At 51.3% G+C, this 24,299-nt stretch carries 23 protein-coding genes; 4 read left to right on the top strand and 19 right to left on the bottom strand.

Annotated elements, in window-relative coordinates:
• Positions 1-8: 8 nt before the first annotated feature.
• The 5 genes from Q5741_RS12965 to Q5741_RS12945 all read right to left on the bottom strand — a co-directional run bounded on the left by Q5741_RS12965 (position 9) and on the right by Q5741_RS12945 (position 6,496).
• Positions 9-923 (bottom strand): ABC transporter permease, encoded by a 915-nt coding sequence (locus Q5741_RS12965; protein WP_305024505.1) that lies wholly within the window; start codon positions 921-923, stop codon positions 9-11.
• Positions 907-1,848 (bottom strand): ABC transporter ATP-binding protein, encoded by a 942-nt coding sequence (locus tag Q5741_RS12960; RefSeq protein ID WP_305024504.1) that lies wholly within the window; start codon positions 1,846-1,848, stop codon positions 907-909. Before Q5741_RS12960 ends, Q5741_RS12965 begins: the two co-directional genes overlap by 17 nt.
• Positions 1,845-4,250, bottom strand: a complete 2,406-nt coding sequence (locus Q5741_RS12955; RefSeq protein WP_305024503.1) for a DUF7408 domain-containing protein — start codon at positions 4,248-4,250, stop codon at positions 1,845-1,847. The genes Q5741_RS12960 and Q5741_RS12955 overlap by 4 nt, the downstream gene beginning before the upstream one ends.
• A gap of 180 nt (positions 4,251-4,430) precedes the next feature.
• Entirely contained in the window at positions 4,431-5,327 is an 897-nt protein-coding gene (gene purU, locus Q5741_RS12950; RefSeq protein ID WP_305024502.1) for a formyltetrahydrofolate deformylase, read from the bottom strand.
• 41 nt (positions 5,328-5,368) lie between these two features.
• A complete protein-coding gene (locus Q5741_RS12945; RefSeq protein ID WP_305024501.1) occupies positions 5,369-6,496 on the bottom strand; it encodes a deoxyribonuclease IV in 1,128 nt (375 codons plus the stop codon).
• A 461-nt stretch (positions 6,497-6,957) separates the two neighbouring features.
• Between Q5741_RS12945 and Q5741_RS12940 the strand changes: the two genes are divergently transcribed.
• On the top strand, positions 6,958-7,869 hold the full coding sequence (locus Q5741_RS12940; RefSeq protein WP_305024500.1) for a TIGR01777 family oxidoreductase: 912 nt from the start codon (positions 6,958-6,960) through the stop codon (positions 7,867-7,869).
• Between the two features lie 60 nt (positions 7,870-7,929).
• Here Q5741_RS12940 and Q5741_RS12935 read toward each other — a convergent pair whose 3' ends face one another.
• The 11 genes from Q5741_RS12935 to Q5741_RS12885 form a co-directional block, all read right to left on the bottom strand.
• Positions 7,930-8,112, bottom strand: a complete 183-nt coding sequence (locus Q5741_RS12935) for a hypothetical protein (RefSeq protein ID WP_305024499.1) — start codon at positions 8,110-8,112, stop codon at positions 7,930-7,932.
• A 175-nt stretch (positions 8,113-8,287) separates the two neighbouring features.
• Entirely contained in the window at positions 8,288-9,946 is a 1,659-nt protein-coding gene (locus tag Q5741_RS12930; protein ID WP_305024498.1) for a DUF6382 domain-containing protein, read from the bottom strand.
• 163 nt (positions 9,947-10,109) lie between these two features.
• Positions 10,110-10,619 (bottom strand): A24 family peptidase, encoded by a 510-nt coding sequence (locus tag Q5741_RS12925; RefSeq protein WP_305024547.1) that lies wholly within the window; start codon positions 10,617-10,619, stop codon positions 10,110-10,112.
• Positions 10,620-10,657: 38 nt separating this feature from the next.
• Positions 10,658-11,596: a TadE/TadG family type IV pilus assembly protein gene (locus Q5741_RS12920; RefSeq protein ID WP_305024497.1), complete on the bottom strand. Its 939-nt coding sequence runs from the start codon at positions 11,594-11,596 to the stop codon at positions 10,658-10,660.
• Positions 11,597-11,628: 32 nt separating this feature from the next.
• Positions 11,629-13,842, bottom strand: coding sequence for a DUF5702 domain-containing protein (locus tag Q5741_RS12915; protein WP_305024496.1), 2,214 nt, complete (start codon positions 13,840-13,842; stop codon positions 11,629-11,631).
• 19 nt (positions 13,843-13,861) lie between these two features.
• On the bottom strand, positions 13,862-14,548 hold the full coding sequence (locus Q5741_RS12910; RefSeq protein ID WP_345784159.1) for a TadE/TadG family type IV pilus assembly protein: 687 nt from the start codon (positions 14,546-14,548) through the stop codon (positions 13,862-13,864).
• Positions 14,529-14,717: a Flp1 family type IVb pilin gene (locus Q5741_RS12905; RefSeq protein WP_305024495.1), complete on the bottom strand. Its 189-nt coding sequence runs from the start codon at positions 14,715-14,717 to the stop codon at positions 14,529-14,531. The genes Q5741_RS12910 and Q5741_RS12905 overlap by 20 nt, the downstream gene beginning before the upstream one ends.
• Before the next feature lie 14 nt (positions 14,718-14,731).
• The gene (locus Q5741_RS12900) at positions 14,732-15,610 is read right to left on the bottom strand and encodes a type II secretion system F family protein (RefSeq protein WP_305024494.1); all 879 of its coding nucleotides are present in this window, start codon (positions 15,608-15,610) and stop codon (positions 14,732-14,734) included.
• An 11-nt stretch (positions 15,611-15,621) separates the two neighbouring features.
• The gene (locus Q5741_RS12895) at positions 15,622-16,461 is read right to left on the bottom strand and encodes a type II secretion system F family protein (protein ID WP_407074354.1); all 840 of its coding nucleotides are present in this window, start codon (positions 16,459-16,461) and stop codon (positions 15,622-15,624) included.
• A 17-nt stretch (positions 16,462-16,478) separates the two neighbouring features.
• Complete coding sequence (locus Q5741_RS12890; RefSeq protein ID WP_305024493.1) at positions 16,479-17,723, bottom strand: CpaF family protein; 1,245 nt, start codon at positions 17,721-17,723, stop codon at positions 16,479-16,481.
• 13 nt (positions 17,724-17,736) lie between these two features.
• Positions 17,737-18,894 carry an AAA family ATPase gene (locus Q5741_RS12885; RefSeq protein WP_305024492.1) on the bottom strand — a complete coding sequence of 386 codons (1,158 nt, stop codon included), beginning with the start codon at positions 18,892-18,894 and terminating at the stop codon, positions 17,737-17,739.
• 302 nt (positions 18,895-19,196) lie between these two features.
• On the opposite strand from Q5741_RS12885, the gene Q5741_RS12880 reads away from it, so the two are divergent.
• Positions 19,197-19,940: a DUF3153 domain-containing protein gene (locus Q5741_RS12880; RefSeq protein WP_305024491.1), complete on the top strand. Its 744-nt coding sequence runs from the start codon at positions 19,197-19,199 to the stop codon at positions 19,938-19,940.
• 33 nt (positions 19,941-19,973) lie between these two features.
• On the top strand, positions 19,974-20,783 hold the full coding sequence (locus Q5741_RS12875) for a thermonuclease family protein (protein WP_305024490.1): 810 nt from the start codon (positions 19,974-19,976) through the stop codon (positions 20,781-20,783).
• Positions 20,784-20,892: 109 nt separating this feature from the next.
• On the opposite strand, the gene Q5741_RS12870 is transcribed toward Q5741_RS12875, so the two are convergent.
• The 3 genes from Q5741_RS12870 to Q5741_RS12860 form a co-directional block, all read right to left on the bottom strand.
• Positions 20,893-21,324, bottom strand: a complete 432-nt coding sequence (locus Q5741_RS12870) for a thiol-disulfide oxidoreductase DCC family protein (RefSeq protein WP_305024489.1) — start codon at positions 21,322-21,324, stop codon at positions 20,893-20,895.
• Between the two features lie 172 nt (positions 21,325-21,496).
• Positions 21,497-21,778, bottom strand: a complete 282-nt coding sequence (locus Q5741_RS12865; protein WP_305024488.1) for a hypothetical protein — start codon at positions 21,776-21,778, stop codon at positions 21,497-21,499.
• 228 nt (positions 21,779-22,006) lie between these two features.
• Positions 22,007-22,426: an organic hydroperoxide resistance protein gene (locus tag Q5741_RS12860; protein WP_305024487.1), complete on the bottom strand. Its 420-nt coding sequence runs from the start codon at positions 22,424-22,426 to the stop codon at positions 22,007-22,009.
• Between the two features lie 397 nt (positions 22,427-22,823).
• On the opposite strand from Q5741_RS12860, the gene Q5741_RS12855 reads away from it, so the two are divergent.
• On the top strand, positions 22,824-24,143 hold the full coding sequence (locus Q5741_RS12855) for an Nramp family divalent metal transporter (protein ID WP_305024486.1): 1,320 nt from the start codon (positions 22,824-22,826) through the stop codon (positions 24,141-24,143).
• The last annotated feature ends 156 nt before the right edge of the window (positions 24,144-24,299 follow it).

Raw genomic sequence — 24,299 nt, 5'->3', positions numbered from 1 at the left:
GCCGAGCTCTACTCCCCAGCTTCCACCGTTTCAACTTCATGCTGTTTCCGCCGGCGGACAGGACGGATATAACGAATGCTTAACAGATTGACCACGATGATGACAATGGTATACACGAGCACAAATTCCAGCCACAGGCTGATCGGTGCGTCATTCTGGGTACTGATCGAACGGTTGACCAGGAAGGCTTCACGCGAGAAGCCAGGCTCCAGGATCGACAGCAGGGCTCCGGCGGGGTTCAAGCCCAGGATGTATCCCACCCATGAATGGGCTGGCCGCACAGCGCCCGGCTGATAATAGCTCTGCTGTACCAGGCTCATGAAGAACAGATAGAGCAATCCGGTCACCAGGAAAATCAGCAGCCCGGCTCCATAAGTTACAATCACAGCTACAATCGTCCGCTTGAACAGCGTGGAGAACAGGACCCCCAGTGATCCCAGCAGGAGCATGACGAACAGATAGAACAGGAACATGAGTCCCAGCTGCCCTGGCGATATCCCCCCATACAGGAAAACGATACTGTAAATGGGCAGGGTGGCAAGGACAATCACCGTCATGAAACTGAGTGCTGACACCAGCTTGCTCAGAATAATGGTGGCCGAGCTCTGCTGGGTGGTCAACAGCATTCCGAGGGTTTGCTTCTCACGCTCCCCGCTGATGACGCCTGCCGTCAGCGCCGGTGTCATGAAGGCAATCAGCACCAGCTGTGCAAAACTGATCACGTAGAACATCACGCGGCTGATGGAAGGGTCAAAGCGACGCGGACCATTGTCCAGGTACATCGTCAGATAGATGAAGCCCATGGCCAGAAGACCCAGAGCCAGGACATAGATCATCACAGAAACGGCTGAACGCGGAGAACGCATGCGCAGACGAAACTCTTTATTCAGTACAGGGTTAATCCATTTACTGCGCCAATTCATCTGCAGATCCTCCTTTGGTAATCTCCAGAAAAACATCTTCCAGGTTGGTCTGGGCCTCGCTAAATGAAATGACCGGATAACCCAGTCCGATGATACGGCTCAGCAGTTCGCTCTGCTCACGATCCTGTCCGCCAAAATGCACATGCACTCCGGCAGTATCCTCCAGGACCTGAGTCACGTAGGCTTCATCCCTCAGGAGGGCAGCGAGCTCGGCACTCCGCTCGGCCACCCGGATATGCAGCACTCTTTTCACACGCAAACGGTCCTGAATATCAGCCACTCTTCCCTGAGCCACCATCTGACCGTGCTCGATAACGCCGATTTCATCCACCATCTCAGCCAGCTCGGGCAGGATATGCGAGGAAATAATGATGGTCTTGCCCATCAGCTTGAGCTCCTTCAGAATCTCTCGCATTTCAATGCGTGCACGCGGATCGAGACCGGAGGCCGGTTCATCCAGAATCAGCACCAGGGGATCATGGACTAGACAACGTGCCAGGCAGAGACGCTGCTTCATCCCGCGTGAGAGGCTGTCGACATAGGCATCTTTTTTATCCGACAGGTTGACCAGCTCGAGCAGCTGAGGAATAAGCTTTTCGCGGTCCGGTCGCGCAATTCCGTAGCTGCTGCCATAAAAATGAAGGTATTCCGTCGTCTTGAACTGGTCATAAACACCGAAAAAGTCCGGCATGTAGCCGATCAGCCTGCGGACCTCGTCCGGCTTTTCGGTGACTTCATAGCCGCCAACCTTTGCTGTACCCGATGTAGGAAGCAGCAGGGTCGCCAGAATGGACATTGTCGTTGATTTGCCTGCTCCGTTGGGTCCGACAAATCCGAAAACCGTTCCCTGATCAATATGCAGATTAAGATTGCGCAGCGCCTGGAAGCTGCCATAGCTTTTATTCAAGTTTTTAATTTCAATCATGGTGTGTTCCCCTTTCCTTTCAGGGAGAGGTCCGGCAGCGAGAACGTTGTCTGATTCTGGACGGTAATTCGCAGCCGCAGCGTTCTGCCATTCAGCAGATAATCACCGAATGCCCCTTGCATCAATGAATACAGATTTTTGGTCCATTTCACGGGCTCCCATTTTTGAGTCTGCCAGTTCATGACCGCATAGTCCGTGTTCTGGCCGAGCGTCTGCTGGCGGAAATGAATTTCATTCAGTTTGCTTGCTGTGATTCCGGAAGGCATGTCGTAGTCCAGAATCATCGAGCCTTGGCCCATATCAATCAGATTATTGCCATTCTGATTCCACCCGCTGCCTGCACCGGTAATGATCGACGGACTGACAAAACCGTAAGGAACACTGATCGTTCCATTGTTCGACCAATTGAGGTTCACTTTCTGCAGCCACAGATTGAGCTGCTCTCCGGCAATACGGCGGCCATCGGATTTATAACTCAGCAGTTCATCATTGTTCCACGCCAGCACATACGTGCGCGCATTATACAGCGCTGTGGAAGGAAGATAACTGTTGAGCATAATCCGCTCCCTTTCATGGACATCCTGTCCTCCGTAATAAGGGAAAATGGCTGACCCCAGATCATTAAAGGCCGTTCCCAATCCTCCGCCGCTGCTCTGAAGCGGCAGCGTCTCACCGCTTTTCATATCTCCCAGTTTTACTAATTTGCCGCCCATCACGATGACGACATTGCTGAAGTTTCGGTCGGTCGTATTCTTGACCGTGCCCTGCAGATCCCCCTGATCATTGACCGAGATCTTGGTCTCAAATGCGCCTACCTGCTCGTTGGCACGCTGCTGAGCCCACACTTTAGAAATAGACCAGTACGGAACCTCATTCAGGTTAACCTTCGTTCCACCCTGACCCATATCTATATAAGTGCCGCTAGCATTACCGGATTGACCTCCGATGAAGGACCCCCCGCTGCTGTTACCGATCCCGATATAGGTTTGGGCAGGGAATTCAAGCTCGTAATCACCGGAACGCGGAGCGAAGAAAGCCGTAGCGCTCACTCTCTGTCCGCTGCCCTGCCCGTCCATCTCCACGACGCTGATCGTATGGCTGCGCTCTGCGTTTTTGTCTGAAGCTCCCACAGCGTAGATGATGGCGCTCGAGATCAGGGCCACCGACGGAATAAGGAGCCAGGCCCATTCCCGCTTATCCAGCTTCTTGAGGATCAGGTACATGAGCGGAGCTGCCACAATAACGTAGATCAACAGTATAAGCAGCATCAGTCCGAAAGAAGGAACATGCAGGGCCGGAAAATAATCCAGCGCATTACCGAGCTGCAGCAGATTGCCAGGAATGGTGCCCCAGTAGCCATAATTATTCTGGTTCTGGGTTTGGCTGAAATCCTTTTGCAGGACGGTCTGCCATACAGCAGGGTGACCGCTCCAGGATGCCAAAGGTTCGGTTCCTGCATTGTATGCGGCATACCACACCTTGCCCTGCTTCTCAACATGGGAAGCAAATATAGGCTGTCCTTCACTTCTCAGCAATACCTGCGTTCCCGGCTTGATACTGGCTGCCGAGAGAGTAATTCCGTCCTCCAGAGACAAAGGCTTTGCCCCCAACTGGGCCAGCTCGGGCAGCTTCGTTACACGCTGTGTCCCTTTAACCTCCACCGGTGAGAGGTCCTCAAAACCGCGTACGGTTTTGGCATACCCTTCTCCTCCTGCCAGAACCAGTGTACCGCCGGTACCCACCCAGTTCTTCACCGCTTTAACCTGCTCCTGGCTGAGCATATCGGACGCAAAATTATTCATCACGATGACATCAAGCATATCCAGCAGCATGGGATCACTCGGAACATCCCCGGCCACCATCGGAATGACACTGACGTCTTTTCCTTTGCTGCGCAGTGTGTTCAGAAAGTTCATCGTATCCGGATCAGAAGACAGGACGCCAACCGCGGTGCCTGGAACGGTCATACTCTCGACATAGCCGTTCTTGGTTGTAAAGGGAATACTCGTCCCGTCTTTCACCGATCCTTCAAAAAATTGAATCGTATTGGAAGATTTGTTGTATGGAATTCCCGCCATCCCGATAACGACTTCCTTAGGCGTATTGCGCGGAAGTTCGACATGGCGAATATACGAGACGGTATCTCCGCCGTTCAATGGGTCGACTCTCACCACGATATCACCACTGACGTTGACATCACTGGTTAGTGTCAGTTTCAACGGAGCCCAGCGGCCCTCCTTGATGATCAGGTTGTAACCGATTTCTCTTTTGAGGCTGATCTTGGGCGCATTCCCGTCTGGGTCCGCAAAAGTCCATGATGCGGCAGCCCAGGTGCTGAGCAGCACAATGAGCACCATCGACAGCGCATAGCGAATCGGCTTTGGTAGCTTCGTACGTGACAAATGAATTCCTGCCCTTCTCCAATCATTTTCCAAAAAAATCAAATATGGATTGTCTACATTATAACGAGACAACTTCAGGCAAAGTTTGCAAAATTTCAATAATTTATGCCCTTAACGGCAGAAAGACAGCCTGAGCCTCTGCTCTAGCTGTCTTTCCTATCGATCTTTATGATGACGGGGTTAGTTAAAGACCACCGTTTTATTCTCGTGCACCAGCACCCGGTCCTCCGTGTGCCACTTGACCGCGCGCGCCAGTACCACACGCTCAATGGTGCGGCCGATCCGCTTCAGCTCACTTACGTCATCACTATGGCTGACACGCTGGACGTCCTGCTCGATGATCGGTCCGCCATCCAGTTCTTCCGTTACGTAGTGGGCAGTGGCGCCAATCAGCTTAACTCCTCGGTTATAGGCCTGGGCGTAAGGCTTGCCGCCTACGAATGCCGGCAGGAAGGAATGGTGAATGTTGATGATCCGATTGCGGTAATGCTCGATGAAGAGCGGAGAAATAATCTGCATATATCTGGCCAGAATGATGACGTCAATATCATTCCCGATCAGCTCCAGCTGGCGCTGTTCCGCCTCTTTCTTTGTATCCGGCGTTACCGGCACATGGTGATAGGGAATGCCGAAGGACTCGACATACGGCTGCATATCCTGATGGTTGCTCACGACCATGGCAATCTCGGCGTCCAGATCACCGGCCTGCCACTGCCACAGCAGCTCGACCAGGCAATGGTCTTCTTTGGATACGAAGATGGCCAGTCTTTTCTTGCGGTTCAGCGGACGGATGCTCCACTCCATATTAAACTGCTCTCCGACAGCAGCAAAATCCTTCTCCACGTCCGGCAGGTTCTTCTGCAGCTGCGGCAGGTCGAATTCTACCCGCATGAAAAACATGCCGCCTTCCGGGTCCATGGTGTACTGGTCCGATTGGACAATATTCGCGCCATGTTCATGAAGAAAACGCGATACGGCTGCAACGATTCCCGGGCCGTCCGGGCAAGAGATCAGCATACGAGCCCGGTCGTTCAGACGCTCAGGGTTGGCTGCTGTTTGCTTGGTGTGGATACTCATTGGATGAAATGCCCCCTACTATATTTATAATCTGCTATGAATTAAATGGTCACCAGCTGCTCTTTGCCGGCGAACCAGGCGATCAGCCGCTGGTTGATCTGCTCCTCACTCAACTCTGGGAACAGCCCTGCTTCCGCGACCATATCATACAAGCGTTCCATCGGCTCGCGCGGGTCGGCCTTTTTGGCCTTGGCATCGTTCTTAAGCAGCTCCCAGGTATTCAGCACGAAGGAGCGGTGTTCAATGTCCTGCTTGGAAAAGAAACCGTGCAGCTCTTCTACCTCACTCAGGAATTGTCCGCCAAAACGCTCTGATACATCGCCGCGCAGCAGTGCAATCTCGGCTTCATACATCGGACGCTGCGTTTTAGCATCCTTGCCGATCCATGGCGTTTCGAGAATAAACGGTCTGCCCTTCAGCAGTTCATGGTGCACCACATTATGGATAGCCTGATATCCGATCCAGCCCGAGCCAATCGGGGTATGACGGTCCTTCTTCGCACCCGCCGGATTTTTGCTGTCGTTGATGTGCACAACCGCAATCCGGTCCAGTCCGATCAGATCGTCGAACTGCTTCAGCACCCCGTCCAGATCGTTCACAATATCATACCCGGCGTCGTGAATATGGCAGGTATCCATACAGATCGTCAGGCGTTCGTTATGGTGAACCCTATCGATGATTTGCGCGATTTCCTCGAAGCTGCGGCCGATCTCCGTGCCTTTGCCAGCCATCGTTTCGAGTGCGATATTCACATCCGTCTCCTTCACGCCGTCCAGTACTTCGTTCAAACCATCCGCGATCCGGGATATTCCGTATTCCGCATCTTTATCGGTAAAAGCACCGGGATGCAGGACGATATTACGCACACCAATCGCATGAGTACGGCGGATTTCCTCCTGCAGGAAGCTTACAGCCAACTCGTACGTGTTTTCCTTATAAGATCCGAGATTGATGATATACGGTGCATGGACCACAATTTCACCCACCCCGTTCTGCTGCATTAAGGCCTTGCCTTCTTCAAGATACATACTTTCAATTGGCTTGCGCCGTGTGTTTTGTGGTGCTCCTGTATAAATCATGAACGAACTGGAACCGTATCCCTGGGCTTCCTTGGCCGCAGTCAGCAGTCCCTTGTCCGAGAATGACACGTGGGAACCAATTTTCAGCATCATTCTTCCCCCTTTTCATCAAATGTTCCTCTTATTTTAGCCTGCTTGGACCAAACAGACAACATGAGCATTTTGGATGCCTTCCGGACCGCTTAGCAGCACTCTTTTTGATTTTCTTCAAGTATCAGTGCTATATATAAAAGGTAACAGAACATATTACAGGTAATCAGGTCATTGAAGCGGATTCGTTTGTAATTATGCAAGAGGAACGATGGTGATGGGATCCCCCCGGGAATATCTGAAGCAAACCTTTCTGCTTGCCGGAAGGGACAAGTCTGTATCTGCAGGGTAATTAGCTGTATACCAGATTGACCCAGCTATCCGAAATCAGTACATATCATCACGACACTGTGGCATTTGTCACACTGCGGCATTAGCCCGTCAGATTGGAAACTCGCCTTTCCATTGATGCAAATGCAGGATTAGATGTAGAACGATGGACCCTATGAGGAGGAATAAGGATGAAGATTGTTGTGTGCGGAGGCACAGGATTTATAGGAAGGGCACTGGTCGATTTCTGGCTTGAAGCCGGTCACCAGCTGGTGATCGTCACCCGCGAGCATCCTCAGCATGCCCAGCCCAGTACAAACCTGAGCTATATCAGCTGGGATCAGCTGGATCAGACACCGCAGATGATCGAGGGCATTGATGCCCTTGTAAACCTGTCAGGGGAAACACTGAACCAGCGCTGGACCAAGAAAGCCAAAGAGGAAATTATCGAATCACGGCTCCGGACCGTCGCCATCGTCGCCAAAGCGATTGATGCGCTGCAGCATAAGCCGGAAGTGGTGGTACAGGCATCAGCCATGGCGATTTACGGAACTTCCCCGGACAAGACGTTCGACGAGAATAGTCCTGCCCGGGATATGAATTTTCCTTCTCATGTTGCTGTCGAGTGGGAGAAAGCCGCCGAAGCGATCAAGGGAGTGCGCTTAGCGCTGTTGCGGGTCAGTCTTGTCCTGGGTCACCGTAAAGGGGTTTTTCCGCTTCTGAAGCTGCCTTACCATCTTGGAGTCGGAGGCAGAGTCGGCAGCGGCAAGCAGTGGAACAGTTGGATTCACATTATTGATATGGTCCGGTTAATTGATTTTATGGTGATGAACAAGGAAATGACAGGCGGCGTCAATGCCTCTTCCCCGAATCCGGTAACCAATGACGAATTTGGCCGAACCATTGGACAGGTATTCCACCGCCCGCACTGGTTTCCGGTTCCGAGTTTCCTGATCAAGACTGCGGTCGGAGAGCTGGCTGTCGTGCTTCTGGAAGGGATGCGTGTCATCCCCAAGAAAGCGCTGGATCATGGATTCCAGTACCTCTTCCCCACTCTCCAGCTTGCGCTCGAGGATCTCAAATCACGCAAACTGTCGGATTAAACAAATAGCGTATCCTCACAAGGGAGCCGATAAAACCGCATAGGTTTACCGCTCCCTTGTCTAACTGTAAGCCTGTATATACGTCAGAAGAACGAGCAGCGTCCATACGAGGACAGCAAACAAGATGGATGCCCAGACACGAACAGCTGTCGTATATCTGGCTGGATCCAGCAGCAGATACAGCAGCAAAAAAGCGATAACGGGACTGACAAATACAGCGATCAGCGTCGCAAAGGCGAACAAGCATATCAGCTCCTGTTCTGTAAGGATTGGGCTTTTGTACCCTTATCTAATCACCATAAAAGAAACAAACATAAAATGTATAACCTATCCTTTATCTTTTGAACACACGCCCCACGCCTTGATTTCATATTACAAAAAAATAGCTCCTGCCCCTGAAAGGGCGGGAGCTGTCTTTCTATGCCGTTGACCGGAAAGTGTAGGAAGCGCCTGCGAATGAAAAAGTATCTCCATGATCTAATAGATACTCTTTATAGGGAATCATTAGCTCACCTCTTAGAGTCGTGCCGTTACTGGAAGCCAAGTCCTTGATCACATACCGGTCTTGCCTGCGGCTAAGCTCCACATGTGTACGCGAGGCACCTACAGAGGACTCGACATACTGTACGGCCCCTTCCGCCCGGCCGATCAGAAAGCTGCCACGATGAAGCTCGATCCTTTCCTTCTGCCCGCTGTCAGCAGTCTGTCTCTCCAAGTAACCGAATGAGCGAGCTGAATGCTGCGCCGATGGATCCTTTTGAGCCCCGGACGAGGCCTTCAGGAGAACCGTGGCCACGCCTTTATCACCAGCCGGAGCTTCGCCCGGGAAATGAAGGTATCCCACCGGGTTCAGCATTGATAATTCCCCGACTCCACCACCTGCACCTTCCATTTGGTTGAAGGACAAATTCTCACGTGCAGAGAAAGATTGGCTGCCGCACTCCATATCATGGGAGGCGTTCACAGCCTGGACAACACGTGCCCAATCCGGCTGCTCCGTTTCTGTCCCAGCCTTCTCTTCAACTGCCTCGCTGTCCGCTTGGTTCCAGCGCCACTCTTCAGTTTCGTCTTCCTTAGCTTTTTTGATGCCTAATTCAAATAACCGGCCATTCCAGGCGAGCAAAGATACTGCAGCCATGACGATAGTTACAGCGCCCGAAATGACAAGGTTCATTACGGTAGCTTCCGCCAGATAAAAAAATCTCCATCCCACCGCACTAACCAGAAGGCCCCCTAGACCAACATAAGTCCGTCTGGCCGAACTCTCCTTGAGGCCATCTTCCCCCTCTGCTTCCTCCAGTTTATTCTCATGTTTAGGTACATTCCCAGGCTCATACCGTTGATTGGCCGGATGAAACAGGCTGTTTCTAGCTTCTTTCCGGTTATGGGGGATGGTCGGTCCCGTTTCGTCAGGGATCTCTTCAAGCTTCATGCTCATGCGGCTACCATCCGAATGCTGAAATTTCTCTGGGCCCCATCCATCCATGTTCCTCTTGTGAGGTAGCTGCCCAGAAGCGATATGCAGTCCATGAACACCGGCCGTGGACATATTTTGCGCATAGGAACTTCTGCTCGGATTATCGTCATTTAACAGATTCAACAAAATTTCGTGCAGCAGCCTCAGGTCAAACGGCTCGGCGGCACACTGATTGAGAATAGTCTGTATTCCGCTGCCCGACAGCTCCTTAACATGAGGCATAAGCCTGGTTACCAGCCTGCTGAAACGCACTTGTACAGGGGTATCATCCGGCTCCTGCAGCGGCACATAACAAAAGAAAACTGAACTCAGCTCTCCCGTAGCGTCCACGAACATATACTGTTCATCCAGAATAAAATTGCGAATATCCAGCATGTATATCCTGCCGTTCAACAGTGTCTCGCATAATTCAAACAGCAGGGTATACATATCCATGATCCCAATCTTGTGACTCTTCAGCTGATGGGAGAACATCCGCCGGCCTGTAATGTCATACTGGAGTGTCACCTGGAAGTCAATCTCCCGGATGCTTAAAGGAAGCAATCGGGGAATGGCATTCGAGGTCATCATACCAGTTTGAATACGGTTTAACTGATTCACTTGGAGTGGGGGCTCCATGTACAGGACCATACATGCTCCGCCATTGTCTACAAAATCCCTTGATAAGTCTGATAGCGCCGGCAAAGGTTTCACCTCATTTCAATCTCTGGCCGCCTCAGCTGTACATCCTGAAGCTTCCGCGCACGCCCCAAAACCATTCTGCTCAAACATAATTGATGTATGTACATATGACACCCGGTACCACCGCGATCATAAAAGGAAACCGGATATGCTCTGCGGCACCATGCCGAATAGCTTCCCTGCTCCCAATAAGGAACATTCCTGCTACCGCTGTTAGAATCCTCCGGATACGCAGCAGCATCTCGCGGCGCCACAGCAGGATTCCCAGACCGATCAGCCCGGCAAACATAACAGAGCAGATTATGGATTGAACGGTAAACATGGTTCCGGTCCAGGCCCCAATTCCGCCGAACAGCTTTACATCTCCTGCTCCGACAGCACCCGTCCAATACATAATGAGCAGTATTCCAAAACCAGCACCGATTCCTGCCGATGCAGAAATCAAGCCTTCCCAGCCTTCGGCGGCCCCTTGGTAAAAGAGTCCACCAAGCATTGCCGGTAGGGTCAGCTTATTAGGAATTTTCATATAACGGAGGTCCGTAATCAGAGCTGCCACTATAAATACAGCACATATCCCGTAGTGAATACTCAGATGCTTTTCCCTCCATTTCATTTCAGGTCACGTTGTAACTAGGAGCTAGATGACTCTGCCACCTCAAAAGGCACTTCAATCCGGCTCCCGTCTGCCGTCTCCACAATAAAGGCCCATTGACCTGGCGTCGTTTTCGTTCCCACAAACCAGTTCCATTCCAGAATGCCCTCTGCATCTGCGGCTGCCCAGCCGATATGCTTGGCTGTACTGCTGCCGGATTTATATAAAACCGATAGATTGGCCGAGCTTCCTGGTGGAATTCTGACTTTGATTTTGTTATATTTCCCCTTTATGGCAGGCTCAGGTTTGTAAAGCAGCTCAATCACTGTACTGCCGTTTCCGCCTGTATTTTTCCCATCCGATGAACCTTCACCGGTATCACCGATCCACAGCCTTTCTTCAGCGGCGGCCTGAATATAGATACTCCTGTACAAGAAGGGCACCTTCATTGGCAGCTCGTAACGAAGCTCCACCTTAAAATATGGATTGGTCTTCGATGCCAGGTCAGGAACGGTAATCCCTGTTACATGGATACGTTCATACCTGAGCAAGCTCTTTTCGACATAAGACTTGAATAAGGGTTTGATTACCGGATCCAGCACCGTCTCCGCGACCTGACCTTTCAGTTCCTCTAGTGGACTTTTACCTGCTTGTACGGCCTGCTCCATCCATTCGGAGAGCGGAGCTGGCAGCATCCCGGCGAAACGACCGCTCCATTCATCCAGCGATAATTTAGGAATTGGCATCTTGGAAACGGCATGATCCGCTGCTGAAGAAATAGAATCGACACCACGGGAGACCGGGTAAATCTGGGATGATACCTGTTTAACCGTCTCGGAGGCTACCGTCTGCAGCGCGGTGGAGACTAAGGTCATCTGAACAATGTAGATCAAGAAAAGTACAACAAAAATAAAAAACGGCAGTACGATAGACGCCTCCAGCACAATGCTTCCCTGCTCGCGCCGCTTCTGAAGCACAGTCCTCTCTCCCCTCTCAATATAATTTGAGATCAATAGGAGAAATCCGCCTGCTTGGTAACATAATATCGTCCATTCTCATACACTCCCCCGCTGCCTGTGCCGATTCCGAGCGTCCCCATAACACCAGGCAAAAACCACAGCCGCATCCCGCGCTTAACCTCACCGGAAGCATAGGTATCACGTTCGGCCGGATTGATCCCTGTATTCAGCCGGATCAAGGCAAGCATCCTGGACATCTTGTGTTCATTATGGCTGTGCAGCATCAGAAACAGCCGCAGATGGTCAGCATATGTCATACGCACCGGCACATATTCGGACAATTGAATCGCCCCCTTTTGCGCCAGTTCAACCATATCCTCGATCGCCTTCTCTACCCCGTACAGAACGGCTGCTGCCAGGACGAGAAGCGGATTTCCTTTGCTGCTGTTCTTGATCAGGCCTTCCATGGTACGAATAGCCAGCCTCATACCAAAGATTTCTCCATAGGCAGCTGCCAGGTTCCCGGTTGGGTTATGCAACCCATATAAAATGTACTCAACCTCCTGGTTGTTCACCAGCAGCTGATCGCCAAGCACTTCAGCCATCTGACCTTTAAATCCCCCGGATCCAGCCGAAAGTCCCCCAAGTTTACCGAAATCAACATGATTAAAATACATTAAGGCATACTCGTTCTGAAAAAATTCATCGCTCAACTGTCCCATAAGACTTGCAGCAGCCGCGTACATTCCGTCCATTCCCTGCATGGCATTACCGCCCGCTTCATATGGATCGGATGCAGCAGTGCCTGCTGACACCTCTTCATTTGAGCTTTGGTTATAAGCAAGACTTTCCTCGTAATACTGCTTCAGCTGCTCAAACTGTGCACTGCTCTCCTGTCCCTTGCGGAGCATATCCAGGACTTGATAAGCCTGCTTCAATTTGGCACCCGCCTGTTTCTCCAGTGACTTGCGTTCTTTATCCGAACCACGTCTTTCTTCCAGTGCCTCTTGTTCCCGGTTAATCTCATTGGAACTGCCGCTGTCCAGGTAGCGCTGTTCATAAGTCTTGACTGCATGATAGGCGCTGCGCACACTCTGCTTATATTCTGCACTGGTCGTGCCAGCGCTCACGGCAGACTGCATGGATGAACGGGCAGACATCAGCAGTTGACCATTCGCTGCATGGTCTTTTTCCTGCTCTGATATTCCTGTCTCCAGCATGATAAAGATCGATTCCGGAAGCAAAAGCTCCTCAGCCCTTGCCCTGGATTGGCCTGCAGTCCCTTCTGACGATGAAGCTTTCTGATTTGGTGTACTGGCACTCCCCACCGTATCGTATCCCTGGTTGGCGTTACGCTGCCTGCTTTCCTCAATCACCCCTTTCATTTGCTCATTGAGCATGGAGGCTTCGTGAATAAGACTTCGGCTCTTGGCCAGCAGCTCCGCATGTTCCTTCACGGCCTGCTGACTCTCCTGCTGAATGCGTGTCAAAATAATGCCGGTTCCCAGTCGGTACCTCTGGAGCTCATCATTGTACTGCTTGTCCTTCGGTTCCCTGAGCGCGTCCTCGTTCACCTTGAGCTGATAGTCCTCATACATCGCAGCCGAATCGGCCGCGCTCCGGATCGATCCTCCAAGTCTCTGGTCGCCGATCACCTCTGCACTGTCATTCCCAAGCAAGCCTGGAATTTTACTTATGCCGGATGCTGCTTTCCTTCGATTCTCTAAGGCCTCGTCCAGCTTTTGCTCGCGTTCATCATACAGCTTCTGAAGCTTCTTCATCAGATCCACAGTATGTGATGCTTCCTTCATATCCCGGGAGAGGGGTTTAAAGCGGTCCAGTATTTCGAATGCAAAATCGACGGGCGCCTTGTATTTCATCTCCTCCTGAACCTGATGATTAAATATCATATATCTTCCTAGCTTGCGGTCCTTCGTCAGTGTCGATGAATCCACCTGACCTGTGAGGATACTGATGTTTCCATCTCTTGTATTCAATTGGTCACTGTCATTCAGCACCTTGGTCATAATTTCCTGACCTGCCCCTTCACCCAAAGCAAACAGGGCATACTGCTGCTGCAGTACAGGGTCAAATGACGACATTACAGACCTAACTGCCGCATGGGTTAACCGGTCGGTCTGAACATGCAGGGCAGCAATCCGCGCTGTATCTGCGAACACAGCCACAAAAGCAAAGATGACTGCAAAAACAAGAATCAGAAATGGTGTCACTGCGCCGTCCTCTGACGTCTTTCGGCCATTCATGGCTTTACCCTCCTACAATCTACCGGGCCGATGGGCTGCTCTGCTTCAGGACCTGCCCTACCCCATCTGGCGTTACAGCAGCTCCACTGCCCCGTCCCAGGAAGCGTGCTCCGTAGTAGCGCACAAGTTCAAATGACCTGATCCACTCTACCGGTTCGACAATCCCCGACTGTGTCTCAACCTCCAGCTCGGGATTCCTCATATAATGCTTGAGCATCGGCAGAGTTACAGGACGCTCCAGCCGGACTGATACCTGCCTGCTGATCAGCCTGTTGTGATAGCGCATCTCCCCGGCCATCGGATTAAGGATACGGCTGCCCGCTCTGCTCATTTTTAGGATGGACAGATCACCTTCCTGCTCACTTCCGGGTAGAGAAATGACCCGCTCCTGCTCTGCTCCGGCCCAGCCGAACAGCGCACCAAGCAATTGGTCGTCATACAGCCTCCAGTACAACGAATCATACTGTCCTTCCTTAAAGAACCCCGTTTGCGGTTCTTTATGGCTGTTATCCCAGCTGTAAGCAGCCTGTTCTGACGACATAGCAGCTGTCTGCATAAGAATAGCTTGCTGATACAGATACACACAGAAGAACATCAGCAGGAACAGCGTCAGCAGGACGATCGGGAATACGAGAGAAGCCTCCAGTGAGAAACTTCCATCTTCACCCCCATTCCCCATGAGTCCGCTAATTAAGAAACTGTTCACTTTTGGTTTCCATATTTTTAAGAAGCTTTTCGATGAGGGCCTGAATGCTTTTGCGGAACAGCAGTGCGATAATGAGGATCACTGCAATAATCAGAATGACCTCCAGTGTCCCAATTCCATCTTCCTCTTCCCAAATCGCTGCAGCCTTCTCTCTGAACGTTGTCAACATTATCGCTACGCCTCCTAAAAGTTCATCATCATAAAAGCGGGTGCCCCGACGAGCACAAGGACTACCATGAATAAAACCGCCATCGGAAAAACAAGCTTGGAAGATGCTTGTTCCCCCCGGGTACGGGTGATCGCTGTCCGTTTACTCCACAGAATCTGTGACAGATCCCGCAGCGACATAACGAAGTCAGTACCTCCCCGTCTCATATTCAGCAGGATCGTTGTTGTGAACACGGAAATCTCCTGTACCCCGCAGCGCTTGCTCAGATTTTCAAAAGCCTGCTGAAACGAATAACCGCTTTCCCACTCAGTTAGAGTCTGACGCAGTTCCCGGTAAAGCGGATGACATTCTTCCTCTTTTTTGCGTTCTACACAGTGAATAATTGCTCTCTGAACCGTCTCCCCCGCCCCAACCAGCAAAGTCATTTTATTTAACAGCTCCGGCAGCTCCAGCAGCATTGCCTCTTCCCGCCTTGATACCTTGCTGTACAGATCCTTCAGAATGGCAAATGGAAGAACGGCAGCCAGCAGACAGCCAATGATCAACCCTGCCCCGGACCCGCCGCTGATCAGAGAAAGTACGCAGCCGCCAAGCAGCATTAGCCAGCTGAACCCCATCATTTCGGCCAGGAACAGCATCGTTTTCTCACTCGCCTGCCGAACACCGTAGATCTTCTGAACGGCCCGTTGAATTCGAAACACAACAATAGGGAGACGTGAACCGATGCGTCCGGCATGGAGCAGGAATAAAAACGGAGGCGACCACTTCTTCAGCTTGATACCTGGCATGTCCAGTCCGGCCATGTACCGGTAAGGTTCCCCTTTAATCAGGTATAAGCCCAGCCATCCTGCAGTCAGAGCCAGGAAGCCAGCTACAGCTGTCACAATTCCCATACGGTTTCTCCCTACACGTCGATCTTCATAATTTTATTAATCCATAACAGACAACTGCCCAGTGTCAGCAGGGAAAGGAAAGAGATCAGATAACCTATCCCGCTGTAAAGCGGCTCCATATAATCCTTCGCAGTGAGATTCATGAACACCACAAACAGGATCGGGGCTGCAAACATGGCTCTGGCTTCGAAACGCTTCTGGGATACCATGACACGAATTTCCTGCTGGATCTCCAGCTTCTCCCCAATGATCGAAGAGGTTCTTCGCACCACTTCCACGAGATCCCCTCCGGTCCGTTTGCAGGTTGCAAACACATCGGCAAAGTTAGTAATATCCTCTAAATCAGCCCGCCGGGCAAAGTCCTGCAGCGCTTCCTCTACAGGCTGACCGTATTCCATCCGGGCCACGATCACGCTGAGTTCCTTGATCAGGTCATTGTCATGATCCGGACTGAGCAGTCTCAGATCCTCAATAGCTTCGCGGAATCCATTCTCGACGGATCTGCCCGCAGCCAGTGATGAAGATAATGAATAAAGTGCCTGCTTGAACTGGATTCCCAGTGTATCTCGCCTTCGCTTCAACAGATATTGACGCCAATACCCGGGGAACACCCATCCCGCCCCAGAGAGAAGGCCTGCAGGTATCCAGTGATGAAAGAACAAGTACCCTACACTGAATAAAAATATTCCACCCGCCAATCGGCAAACCCACTTCTCTCCCGACGACAATAAGTAAACTCTGTAATCCGTCAATGACGAGCCTATCCCTGCCTGCCCCAGGTCTGAATGACTTGTCTTTGCACCTGAAATTGTACTATCAACCTTGCCTGATCTCCCCAGCGTGCCGCTCATGTTCCTCCCGCCCGTCCTCATTTTTGATGCTCCGGCTTCTGCTCCAGCCGCGGAATACCTGCCATCGCAAGCTTATCGACATGCTGTAGTCCATCACCGCAAGGCTCCAGCCGCCCTGTAATCCTTCCTACCTTCTCCCCAGTCTCTCTGAAGCGGTACAACGGATTCAGCACGACTTCGCCACCGCTAAAGCCAGCGACTTCGCTGATTTCTGTCACCCTGCGGGAATGGTCGCGCAGGCGAGACAGATGGACGAAGAGGTCGATAGCGGAGCTGATCTGCTTCCGTACTACCGTCAGGGGCAGATCGGCTCCGCTCAGCACCATCGTCTCCAGTCGGCTGACCATGTCAGGAATGCTGTTACTGTGACCTGTCGACAAAGACCCGTCATGCCCGGTATTCATGGCCTGCAGCATATCCAGCGCCTCCCGTCCGCGCACTTCCCCGACAATAATCCGATTAGGACGCATTCGCAGCGATGAACGAATCAAGTCCCGGATCTGAATCTCTCCCCGTCCTTCGGTATTGGCGTTACGGGTCTCCAGGGATACAAGATTCGGCACGGTCCGAATCTGCAGCTCTGCAGAATCTTCAATTGTGATCACGCGCTCACTGGCAGGAATGTACTGGGACAGGGCATTCAGGAAAGTAGTTTTGCCGGAGCCGGTTCCTCCACTGATAAAAATGTTGTATTTGCTTCGTACAAGATCCCGCAGCAGACCGGCAGCTTCCTCGCTAATTGCATCACGCTGAATCAGTCCTTCCATTGTTAATGGTTCGGCGGGAAACTTGCGGATCGTCATCGTCGGTCCCTTAAGAGCAATGGGCGGCAGCACAATATTGACACGCGATCCGTCCTTCAGCCTGGCATCTACGATCGGCGATGATTCGTTCACGATCCGGTTAACGTCTGCTACAATATTCTGGATAATATCTTCCAGCCGCTCTCTGGATTCAAACTGCAGCGGCAGCTGTGAGACTTTACCTTGCTGTTCAATAAATATCTCTGTATGACTATTGATCATAATTTCAGTTACCGATAAGTCATCTACCAGCGGCTGTAAAATATCTAACCCGCGAAATGAATCGAACAGGCGCCGTATCAATAAAAGTTTAGTGTTTGAGGTCATTCCGGTCATATGGGGATCACCCAATATCCGTCGCTCAATGACACGGTAGAGCTCTTCACTGCTTACGGTTGAGGTTACATCCAGGCTGCTGCGAATATCACTGCGAAGTCTGCGGAATAACTCTTCATTCATAGATAACTCCTCTCTAATCCCCCGCTGCGATTACGCGCTGTCGGTGATCCGTTTCTGAGGACAGCCACTTACACAGCTTGGAAATCTCGCGCTGATAGATAGGGGAGCTAAGCAGAAGCTCCTGGTCATGCAGCTGCTTCCAGGAAGGAATATACGGCAGATACCCGTCGACGCTCCATTCCTCTGCAGGCAGCGGGTTGTGCATCTGGTCAGCGTAAAGGTTGAGCACAAACCGCGTCTTCGGCACGATGGATGCGTACAGACCAGGCTGACCAGTCTGCAAATACCTGAACATCAGACGGCATTTATGTACAGCCATTATTTCATCCACCAGCAGCCAGACCAGGTCATCGCTCTGCTTCAGCACAGCCTCTGTCCTGCTATGCAGTTCACTGTCACCATCTACGATGATGAGATCATACCTCCCGCATGCCCGCAGCATATCCAGCAGCTTCTCCGTCTCAACAAGATTCATCTCCAGAAGCTCCTGACGGTTGCTCAAAGGTATAAAAATATCCGCTTGTATTCCCTCATGTCGCACACAATACCCGCGTTCGGATAACAGATTACTTTTGTTATCCGAAGCCTTAAGCTCATAGAGAAGCTTGGACAACCCCTCAGCAGCCGAATGTTCAGCTCCCGTCAAACCCGGGGCTTCGAAGCTGTCGAACGTTTCCAGATTCAGATAGAATACCGATTTCCCGGCTTGCCCGTACTGCTTGGCCATATTCAGCGCAACCGTTGTTTTGCCAACACCGCCTGAAGCTGAGACGATCCCTATAATTTGTGCCTGTCGGCTCTTGGAATATCGAACCGTTCCTTTCCGCTCTCCGCTTCCCGCCTGCAGCATGGCCTCCAGCAGCTGCGGCAGCGGCTGGTACATGCCCAACATATGCTCTTCCGCCGCCCCTGCTGCTCTCTGTCCCAGCTCTCGCCACGGAACTTCCGCTTCCCTCACGGCCAGCCATTCCCGAAGCAGCTCCGGCTCTCCCACCACCAGATCAGGTTTGCTATAACCGCTGCATTCGCTCATATGCTGCATAAAAGCTTCCGGCCTGGAGAAAGCCGTGATATGGATTCTCCGGCTGAATTCACTCCCATGCACATAAGCCAGCAGCAGTTCCATGTAATTGAGATCCTGTACGGCCAATACAACTTTAAGCGGGATCATGAACAACCTCCTTCCCTTCCTTAACACACAAAAAAAGCACCGCTCACCATCGCGATCAGCGATGAGTGAACGGTGCTTCCGTCACGTGCTATTCATTTAAAGCTAGAATAGCATACCACCAGTATGTAATCAAGCCTTAATTTGGTTTTTTATACCAATCTTTTCTCTTGCGCTTTTGTCTACTGAATGGGTAATTATCCTAGCCAAACATTCTCTGATATACTTAAATCTTGAGCATTTCGCACGAAACTAAGCGATCATCCTGCATATTTTAATTGTCTTATTGGAAAGGTGGTTTCTTCATGTATAACTCAAACAAATTCCGACGTGCCGGCGCCGTGCTCATCTCTGTGATCCTGCTTCTCACGTTGTCTGCATGTGCACGCGGGGAAGCCCATGCCACCGTGCATGTGAATGGCAGCGTCGATCTGGACCTGTCCTTCAGTATGAGCGATTCGGCTCTCCAGGCGGTCGGTATGTCCAAGCTGCCTGATAACCTGTTCACCGGTATGAAGAACGAGGGATTTCAGGTCGAACCCTATGATCAGGATGGCCGGATCGGCTTCAATGCCCATAACAAGTACGAGATCGATCGTAAATCGGCGCAGAACAAGCCGCAGCTCCCGGAGGGCATGACATTCGACATGACCAACACTCCTCATTTCTTCACAACGACCCGGCATGTCACGGTCACCGCTGATTTACTGCGCATGACACCAGCTTCCGCCTCTGAAGTAAGAGAAAAGCTGAATTCCATGAATTTTATAGCGAAACGGCTGCTGGAAAATCAGCTGCAGATGGATTTTAAGCTGACCCTGCCGGTCAAGCCGGGTGAGAATAATGCCGATGCGACGGAAGACGGCGGCAAGACGCTGGTCTGGCACATTTCGGCCTTGAACGAGAATACGCTGGAGCTTAGCGTGAATACGCCCAATATCCGCAATATCGCTATCACCGGAGGCATTGTGCTGCTGCTGATCATCATTGCGGTTATCATCTGGATCCGGTCCCGGCGCCGCAAAGCCGCTCCTCCAACGCAGCCCTAAACGATCAAATAAAGACATCAGGAGGAATCATCATTGAACAATTCAAACAGACCTCTCATCGGCACACCAAATCTTTGGATGATCCTGCTGCTGCTCACGGCCTTGCTGCTGACAGCCGCAGGCTGCTCGAGCGAAAGCGCCCAGAAGACGGGCTCCCCGTCCGCTTCCCAGACAAACGGAACGGCCGTAACCCTTGACCGGGCCATTGACGGGGATACCCTGCGGGTGTTCTACCAAGGCAAAAGCGAGCTGGTTCGCCTGCTTCTCGTCGATACTCCGGAGACGGCCCATCCGCAGCTGGGGGAGCAGCCCTATGGGCGTGAGGCTAAAGCCTACACCCGTAAGCTGCTTGAACAAGCACATGACATTACCCTTGAATTTGATGACGGCCCGCACCGAGACAAGTACAACCGCCTGCTCGCTTACGTTTATCTGGACGGGACGATGCTGCAAAAATCCCTGCTGAAAGACAGCATGGCACGGGTGGCTTATATTTATCCGCCCAACGACCGGTACGCTGACGAATTCAAGACCATTGAGAACTCAGCCAAGAAGCAGCGGCTCGGCATCTGGAAATATGACAATTATGCCCGTCAGGACGGATTTCATCCGGAAAGCTTCAAGTCTTCCACTAGCAGCACCAAAAGCTCTACATCCGGAACCAAGGGTCCTTCTGATGCCAAGCCTTCTAATACATGCAGCATTAAAGGAAACATTAAGGCGAACGGTGAGCGCATTTATCACACGACTGCATCTCCGGCCTATGCTCAGGTCAAGCCGGAGCAGTGGTTCTGCAGCGAACAGGCAGCCAAGGCTGCAGGGTTTCGTGCAGCCGGCCAGTAAGATTTCAATATAAACAACCGGCTCTGCAGCGAGCCTGTTGTTTATATTGGGGGAATAATCTTGAAACGAAGAAGCCGCCGGGAAATCCGGCGGCTTCTGATATCCTTTTTTATAAAAATCGTTCACGGATATCCGGGGTAGGCAGTCTGCAGGCATCTTCCTCATCCTTGCCGAACCACCGGTAACGATGACGTGCTACATAGTTATAGACGGCATCCCTCAAAAACCGGGGCACCGCTATAAACGCATACAGCAGCGGGTACGGGAATTTCAGCTTTCTTGCTATACGCAAAGCTCCCGTAGAACGGGTATAGTAAACGCCGTTCTCTATCAGCACAAAGGTATCCATACGATCCGTAGACAAGCCGCCCTCTTGGAGCAGCTTCTTGCCGATATCCGACTGCTGGGATGCGAAATGGAATTGTCCCTCAGGATCACGCTTAATAATCCATTTGGTCAGCCCCTGGCAAAAATGGCAGACACCGTCGACGAGTACAATGGAGTGACCTTCATGAGATTGAACCGGATTCGTGGGGGTCATGGCAGCTCCTCCTTCAGTGAAAAAGCACTTCTATATACTTTACCCTATTCGATAGGTACCAATCGCAGTGCCCGTCATCAGCGTGAACACACAAGAAAAAAGACACCGGCTTCCCGATGTCTTATCTATTCATGCGGCATGCTCCGCCCGTTGACGGAATTGTCTCATTCTCTTACTCAGCCAGCGCTTTCTCGATCCACTGATCGTCCTGCATCTGACGGTTCAGCTCGCCTTCGTATTGATCCATGCATTTGCAGATGTAGTCTTTGCGGCATACCGGGCAAGGTGTTTTTTGCAAACGGCTGACATTCATCAACTTCCATTCAGGATTGCGTTGGTAGAATACACGACAAGCCGTTCCGTCAGCCAAGTTCATGGTAAACTCGTACAGTCCGTCTTTTTCGTTAATGCCCGCTTTCTTCAGATCCACAATACTTGGTTTGTAAGACGACATTTATATCACCCGTTAATTCAAATTTGGTTATTCATACGTACAGCGTCCTTGTGATGGATTCACCTAAGTCATATTAAAGAATTTTGATAAGCATGTCAACCAAACTGCCGCTACCAGGTACCTGTAAACGTGAAAAAGCAGCCGCATTTTGCGGCTGCTCCAAAATGATCCTAGGATTGCGCGATCCCGTAGATCCTTCAAGGCTTCAGGCTGTATACCCTTAACGTATTAGATGACATTCAGCTCGACTTCAATATTGCCTCTTGTCGCCTTGGAATACGGGCAGAAGTCGTGCGCTTTGCGGGCTAAGTCCTCAGCCTGGGCACGGTCTACACCCGGAATGCTGACATCCAGGCGTACAGCCAGACGGAAACCGCCGTCGCTAGGATCTTTGCCGATCGATACATTACTGGTTACTTCCACATTCTCCAGCTTTACTTTCTCCTTGCGCGCCACGTTGGCTAGCGCACTTTCATAACAAGCGCCATAACCAGCCGCAAACAGCTGCTCGGGGTTGGTCGCTTGACCTCCTGCACCGCCGAGCTCCTTGGGCGTACTCAATTTATGTTCCAAAACCCCGTCGGAAGAAGAAATAGAGCCGTCTCTGCCGCCTTTAACCGTTACTGTTGCTGTATAAAGAGCTTCCATCTTCAATCTCTCCTTTGTGTTCATTAATTTAATTGGTTTCAATCTCATTCTAATATGCTGCACGATCAATCTGATGCTTAGTCATTTTGTTGCATACAATATATTTTAAACTCATCATTCAAATTGAAACGCCTGCTTTGATTCACACCACAGGGCCGCGTTTATAAAATGGCAGAAATAACACCAAACCCTTCTCATGGACAGGCACGGAGAAAAAATTGCCCCGAAACATAAAAGTTGCACTAGACAAAAACATTTGTTGGAGTACAATGTGATTAGGTGAGGGCAACATTTTAAGCTATACCTGTTGTCGTTCATCCGCATAAAAAGCTGCCGACTTTTCGAATCCTGTATTCATTAGATTTTCCAAAATAAATATAAAGCGCAGGTGATCTTCTTGAGCAGTTCCCCAGATACACTGGCAGAGAGTGTCTCTCTGTCCGAAATGAACCGTTCGATGCACGTTCCCAAAAATGGCTCCTGGTTTCGCAAATTTTTGGCTTTTGCCGGTCCGGGCTATCTGGTCGCGGTCGGCTACATGGACCCTGGCAACTGGGCTACAGACATTGCGGGCGGTTCCCAGTTCGGCTACACGCTCCTAAGTGTCATCCTAATGTCCAACCTCATGGCCATCCTTCTGCAGGCCCTATCCAGCAAGCTGGGTATCGCTACAGGCCGGGATCTGGCTCAGGCTTGCCGGGACAATTTCAGCCGGCCGGTTACCTTCGTGCTGTGGATCCTCTGCGAGTTGGCTATAGCCGCCACCGACCTGGCAGAGGTCATCGGTTCAGCTATCGCCCTAAAACTGCTGTTCGGAATCCCCATCCTGTATGGCGTCATTATTACCGCTCTGGATGTGCTGCTGGTGCTGCTGCTCCAGAAGAAGGGCTTCCGCTCACTGGAAATTATCGTTATTGTACTGATGGGCACGATTGCCGCCTGCTTTGCCATCGATCTGTTTCTGGCGAAGCCGGACATGGGCGGAATCATGAACGGGTTTGTTCCCCACTCCGAGATCTTGAGTAATCCCAGCATGCTGTACATTGCCATTGGGATTCTGGGCGCTACTGTGATGCCGCATAACCTCTATCTCCATTCTTCAATCGTCCAGACACGTCGATTCGAACAGACATCTAAGGGGAAGCGTGAAGCCATCAAGTACGCAACCTGGGACTCAACCATTGCCCTGACCTTCGCTCTCTTCATTAACGCGGCGATACTGATCGTAGCAGCGGCTGTCTTCCATAAGGCAGGTATGACGGATGTAGGTGAAATTACAGACGCCTACTACCTGCTCACCCCGCTGCTCGGAACAACCGCAGCCAGCATCCTGTTTGGAGTAGCTCTGCTGGCCTCCGGGCAAAATTCAACCTTAACTGGTACCCTGTCGGGCCAGATCGTGATGGAAGGATTCCTGAATATCCGCCTGCCGGCCTGGCTGCGCCGGCTGATTACCCGGCTGATCGCCATCATACCAGCCGTTATCGTTACTGCCATAGCCGGAGAGAAGGGTGTCGAAGAACTGCTTGTGCTCAGCCAGGTCATCCTTTCCCTGCAGCTCCCGTTTGCTATCATTCCGCTTATCTTGTTCACAGGCAGCCGCAAAAAAATGGGTGAATTCGTCAATAAACCTTGGCAGAATATCCTCGCTTGGATTGTCACAGCCATTATTGTCTCCCTGAACGTGTACCTGCTCTTCAAGACCTTTACAGCCTGAGCAGTTACCGCATACTAAAAACCCCTGCAGCTGAGCTGCAGGGGTTTTTAGTATGGCACTGCCTGAAGCCGCGGATTTGATCCGCGGCAGGACTGCTCGCATCTCTATGGAGATGACCTTTACTACGGGAATCCTTCTAAATGGAGGCGTTAGGAG

The sequence above is a fragment of the Paenibacillus lacisoli genome, from assembly GCF_030580655.1.
Lineage (GTDB): Bacteria > Bacillota > Bacilli > Paenibacillales > Paenibacillaceae > Paenibacillus > Paenibacillus lacisoli.
The sequence above is the reverse complement of the archived record's forward strand: the minus strand, read 5'-3'. Positions and strand labels throughout refer to the sequence as shown.

What these genes read in the sequence shown, in the direction of transcription:
- Q5741_RS12965 (WP_305024505.1), bottom strand. Translation starts at nt 923, where the DNA reads ATGAATTGGCGCAGTAAATGGATTAACCCTGTACTGAATAAAGAGTTT.
- Q5741_RS12960 (WP_305024504.1), bottom strand. Translation starts at nt 1,848, where the DNA reads ATGATTGAAATTAAAAACTTGAATAAAAGCTATGGCAGCTTCCAGGCG.
- purU (WP_305024502.1), bottom strand. Translation starts at nt 5,327, where the DNA reads ATGAGTATCCACACCAAGCAAACAGCAGCCAACCCTGAGCGTCTGAAC.
- Q5741_RS12945 (WP_305024501.1), bottom strand. Translation starts at nt 6,496, where the DNA reads ATGCTGAAAATTGGTTCCCACGTGTCATTCTCGGACAAGGGACTGCTG.
- Q5741_RS12940 (WP_305024500.1), top strand. Translation starts at nt 6,958, where the DNA reads ATGAAGATTGTTGTGTGCGGAGGCACAGGATTTATAGGAAGGGCACTG.
- Q5741_RS12915 (WP_305024496.1), bottom strand. Translation starts at nt 13,842, where the DNA reads ATGAATGGCCGAAAGACGTCAGAGGACGGCGCAGTGACACCATTTCTG.
- Q5741_RS12905 (WP_305024495.1), bottom strand. Translation starts at nt 14,717, where the DNA reads ATGTTGACAACGTTCAGAGAGAAGGCTGCAGCGATTTGGGAAGAGGAA.
- Q5741_RS12900 (WP_305024494.1), bottom strand. Translation starts at nt 15,610, where the DNA reads ATGGGAATTGTGACAGCTGTAGCTGGCTTCCTGGCTCTGACTGCAGGA.
- Q5741_RS12895 (WP_407074354.1), bottom strand. Translation starts at nt 16,461, where the DNA reads ATGAGCGGCACGCTGGGGAGATCAGGCAAGGTTGATAGTACAATTTCA.
- Q5741_RS12890 (WP_305024493.1), bottom strand. Translation starts at nt 17,723, where the DNA reads ATGAATGAAGAGTTATTCCGCAGACTTCGCAGTGATATTCGCAGCAGC.
- Q5741_RS12885 (WP_305024492.1), bottom strand. Translation starts at nt 18,894, where the DNA reads ATGATCCCGCTTAAAGTTGTATTGGCCGTACAGGATCTCAATTACATG.
- Q5741_RS12880 (WP_305024491.1), top strand. Translation starts at nt 19,197, where the DNA reads ATGTATAACTCAAACAAATTCCGACGTGCCGGCGCCGTGCTCATCTCT.
- Q5741_RS12870 (WP_305024489.1), bottom strand. Translation starts at nt 21,324, where the DNA reads ATGACCCCCACGAATCCGGTTCAATCTCATGAAGGTCACTCCATTGTA.
- Q5741_RS12865 (WP_305024488.1), bottom strand. Translation starts at nt 21,778, where the DNA reads ATGTCGTCTTACAAACCAAGTATTGTGGATCTGAAGAAAGCGGGCATT.
- Q5741_RS12860 (WP_305024487.1), bottom strand. Translation starts at nt 22,426, where the DNA reads ATGGAAGCTCTTTATACAGCAACAGTAACGGTTAAAGGCGGCAGAGAC.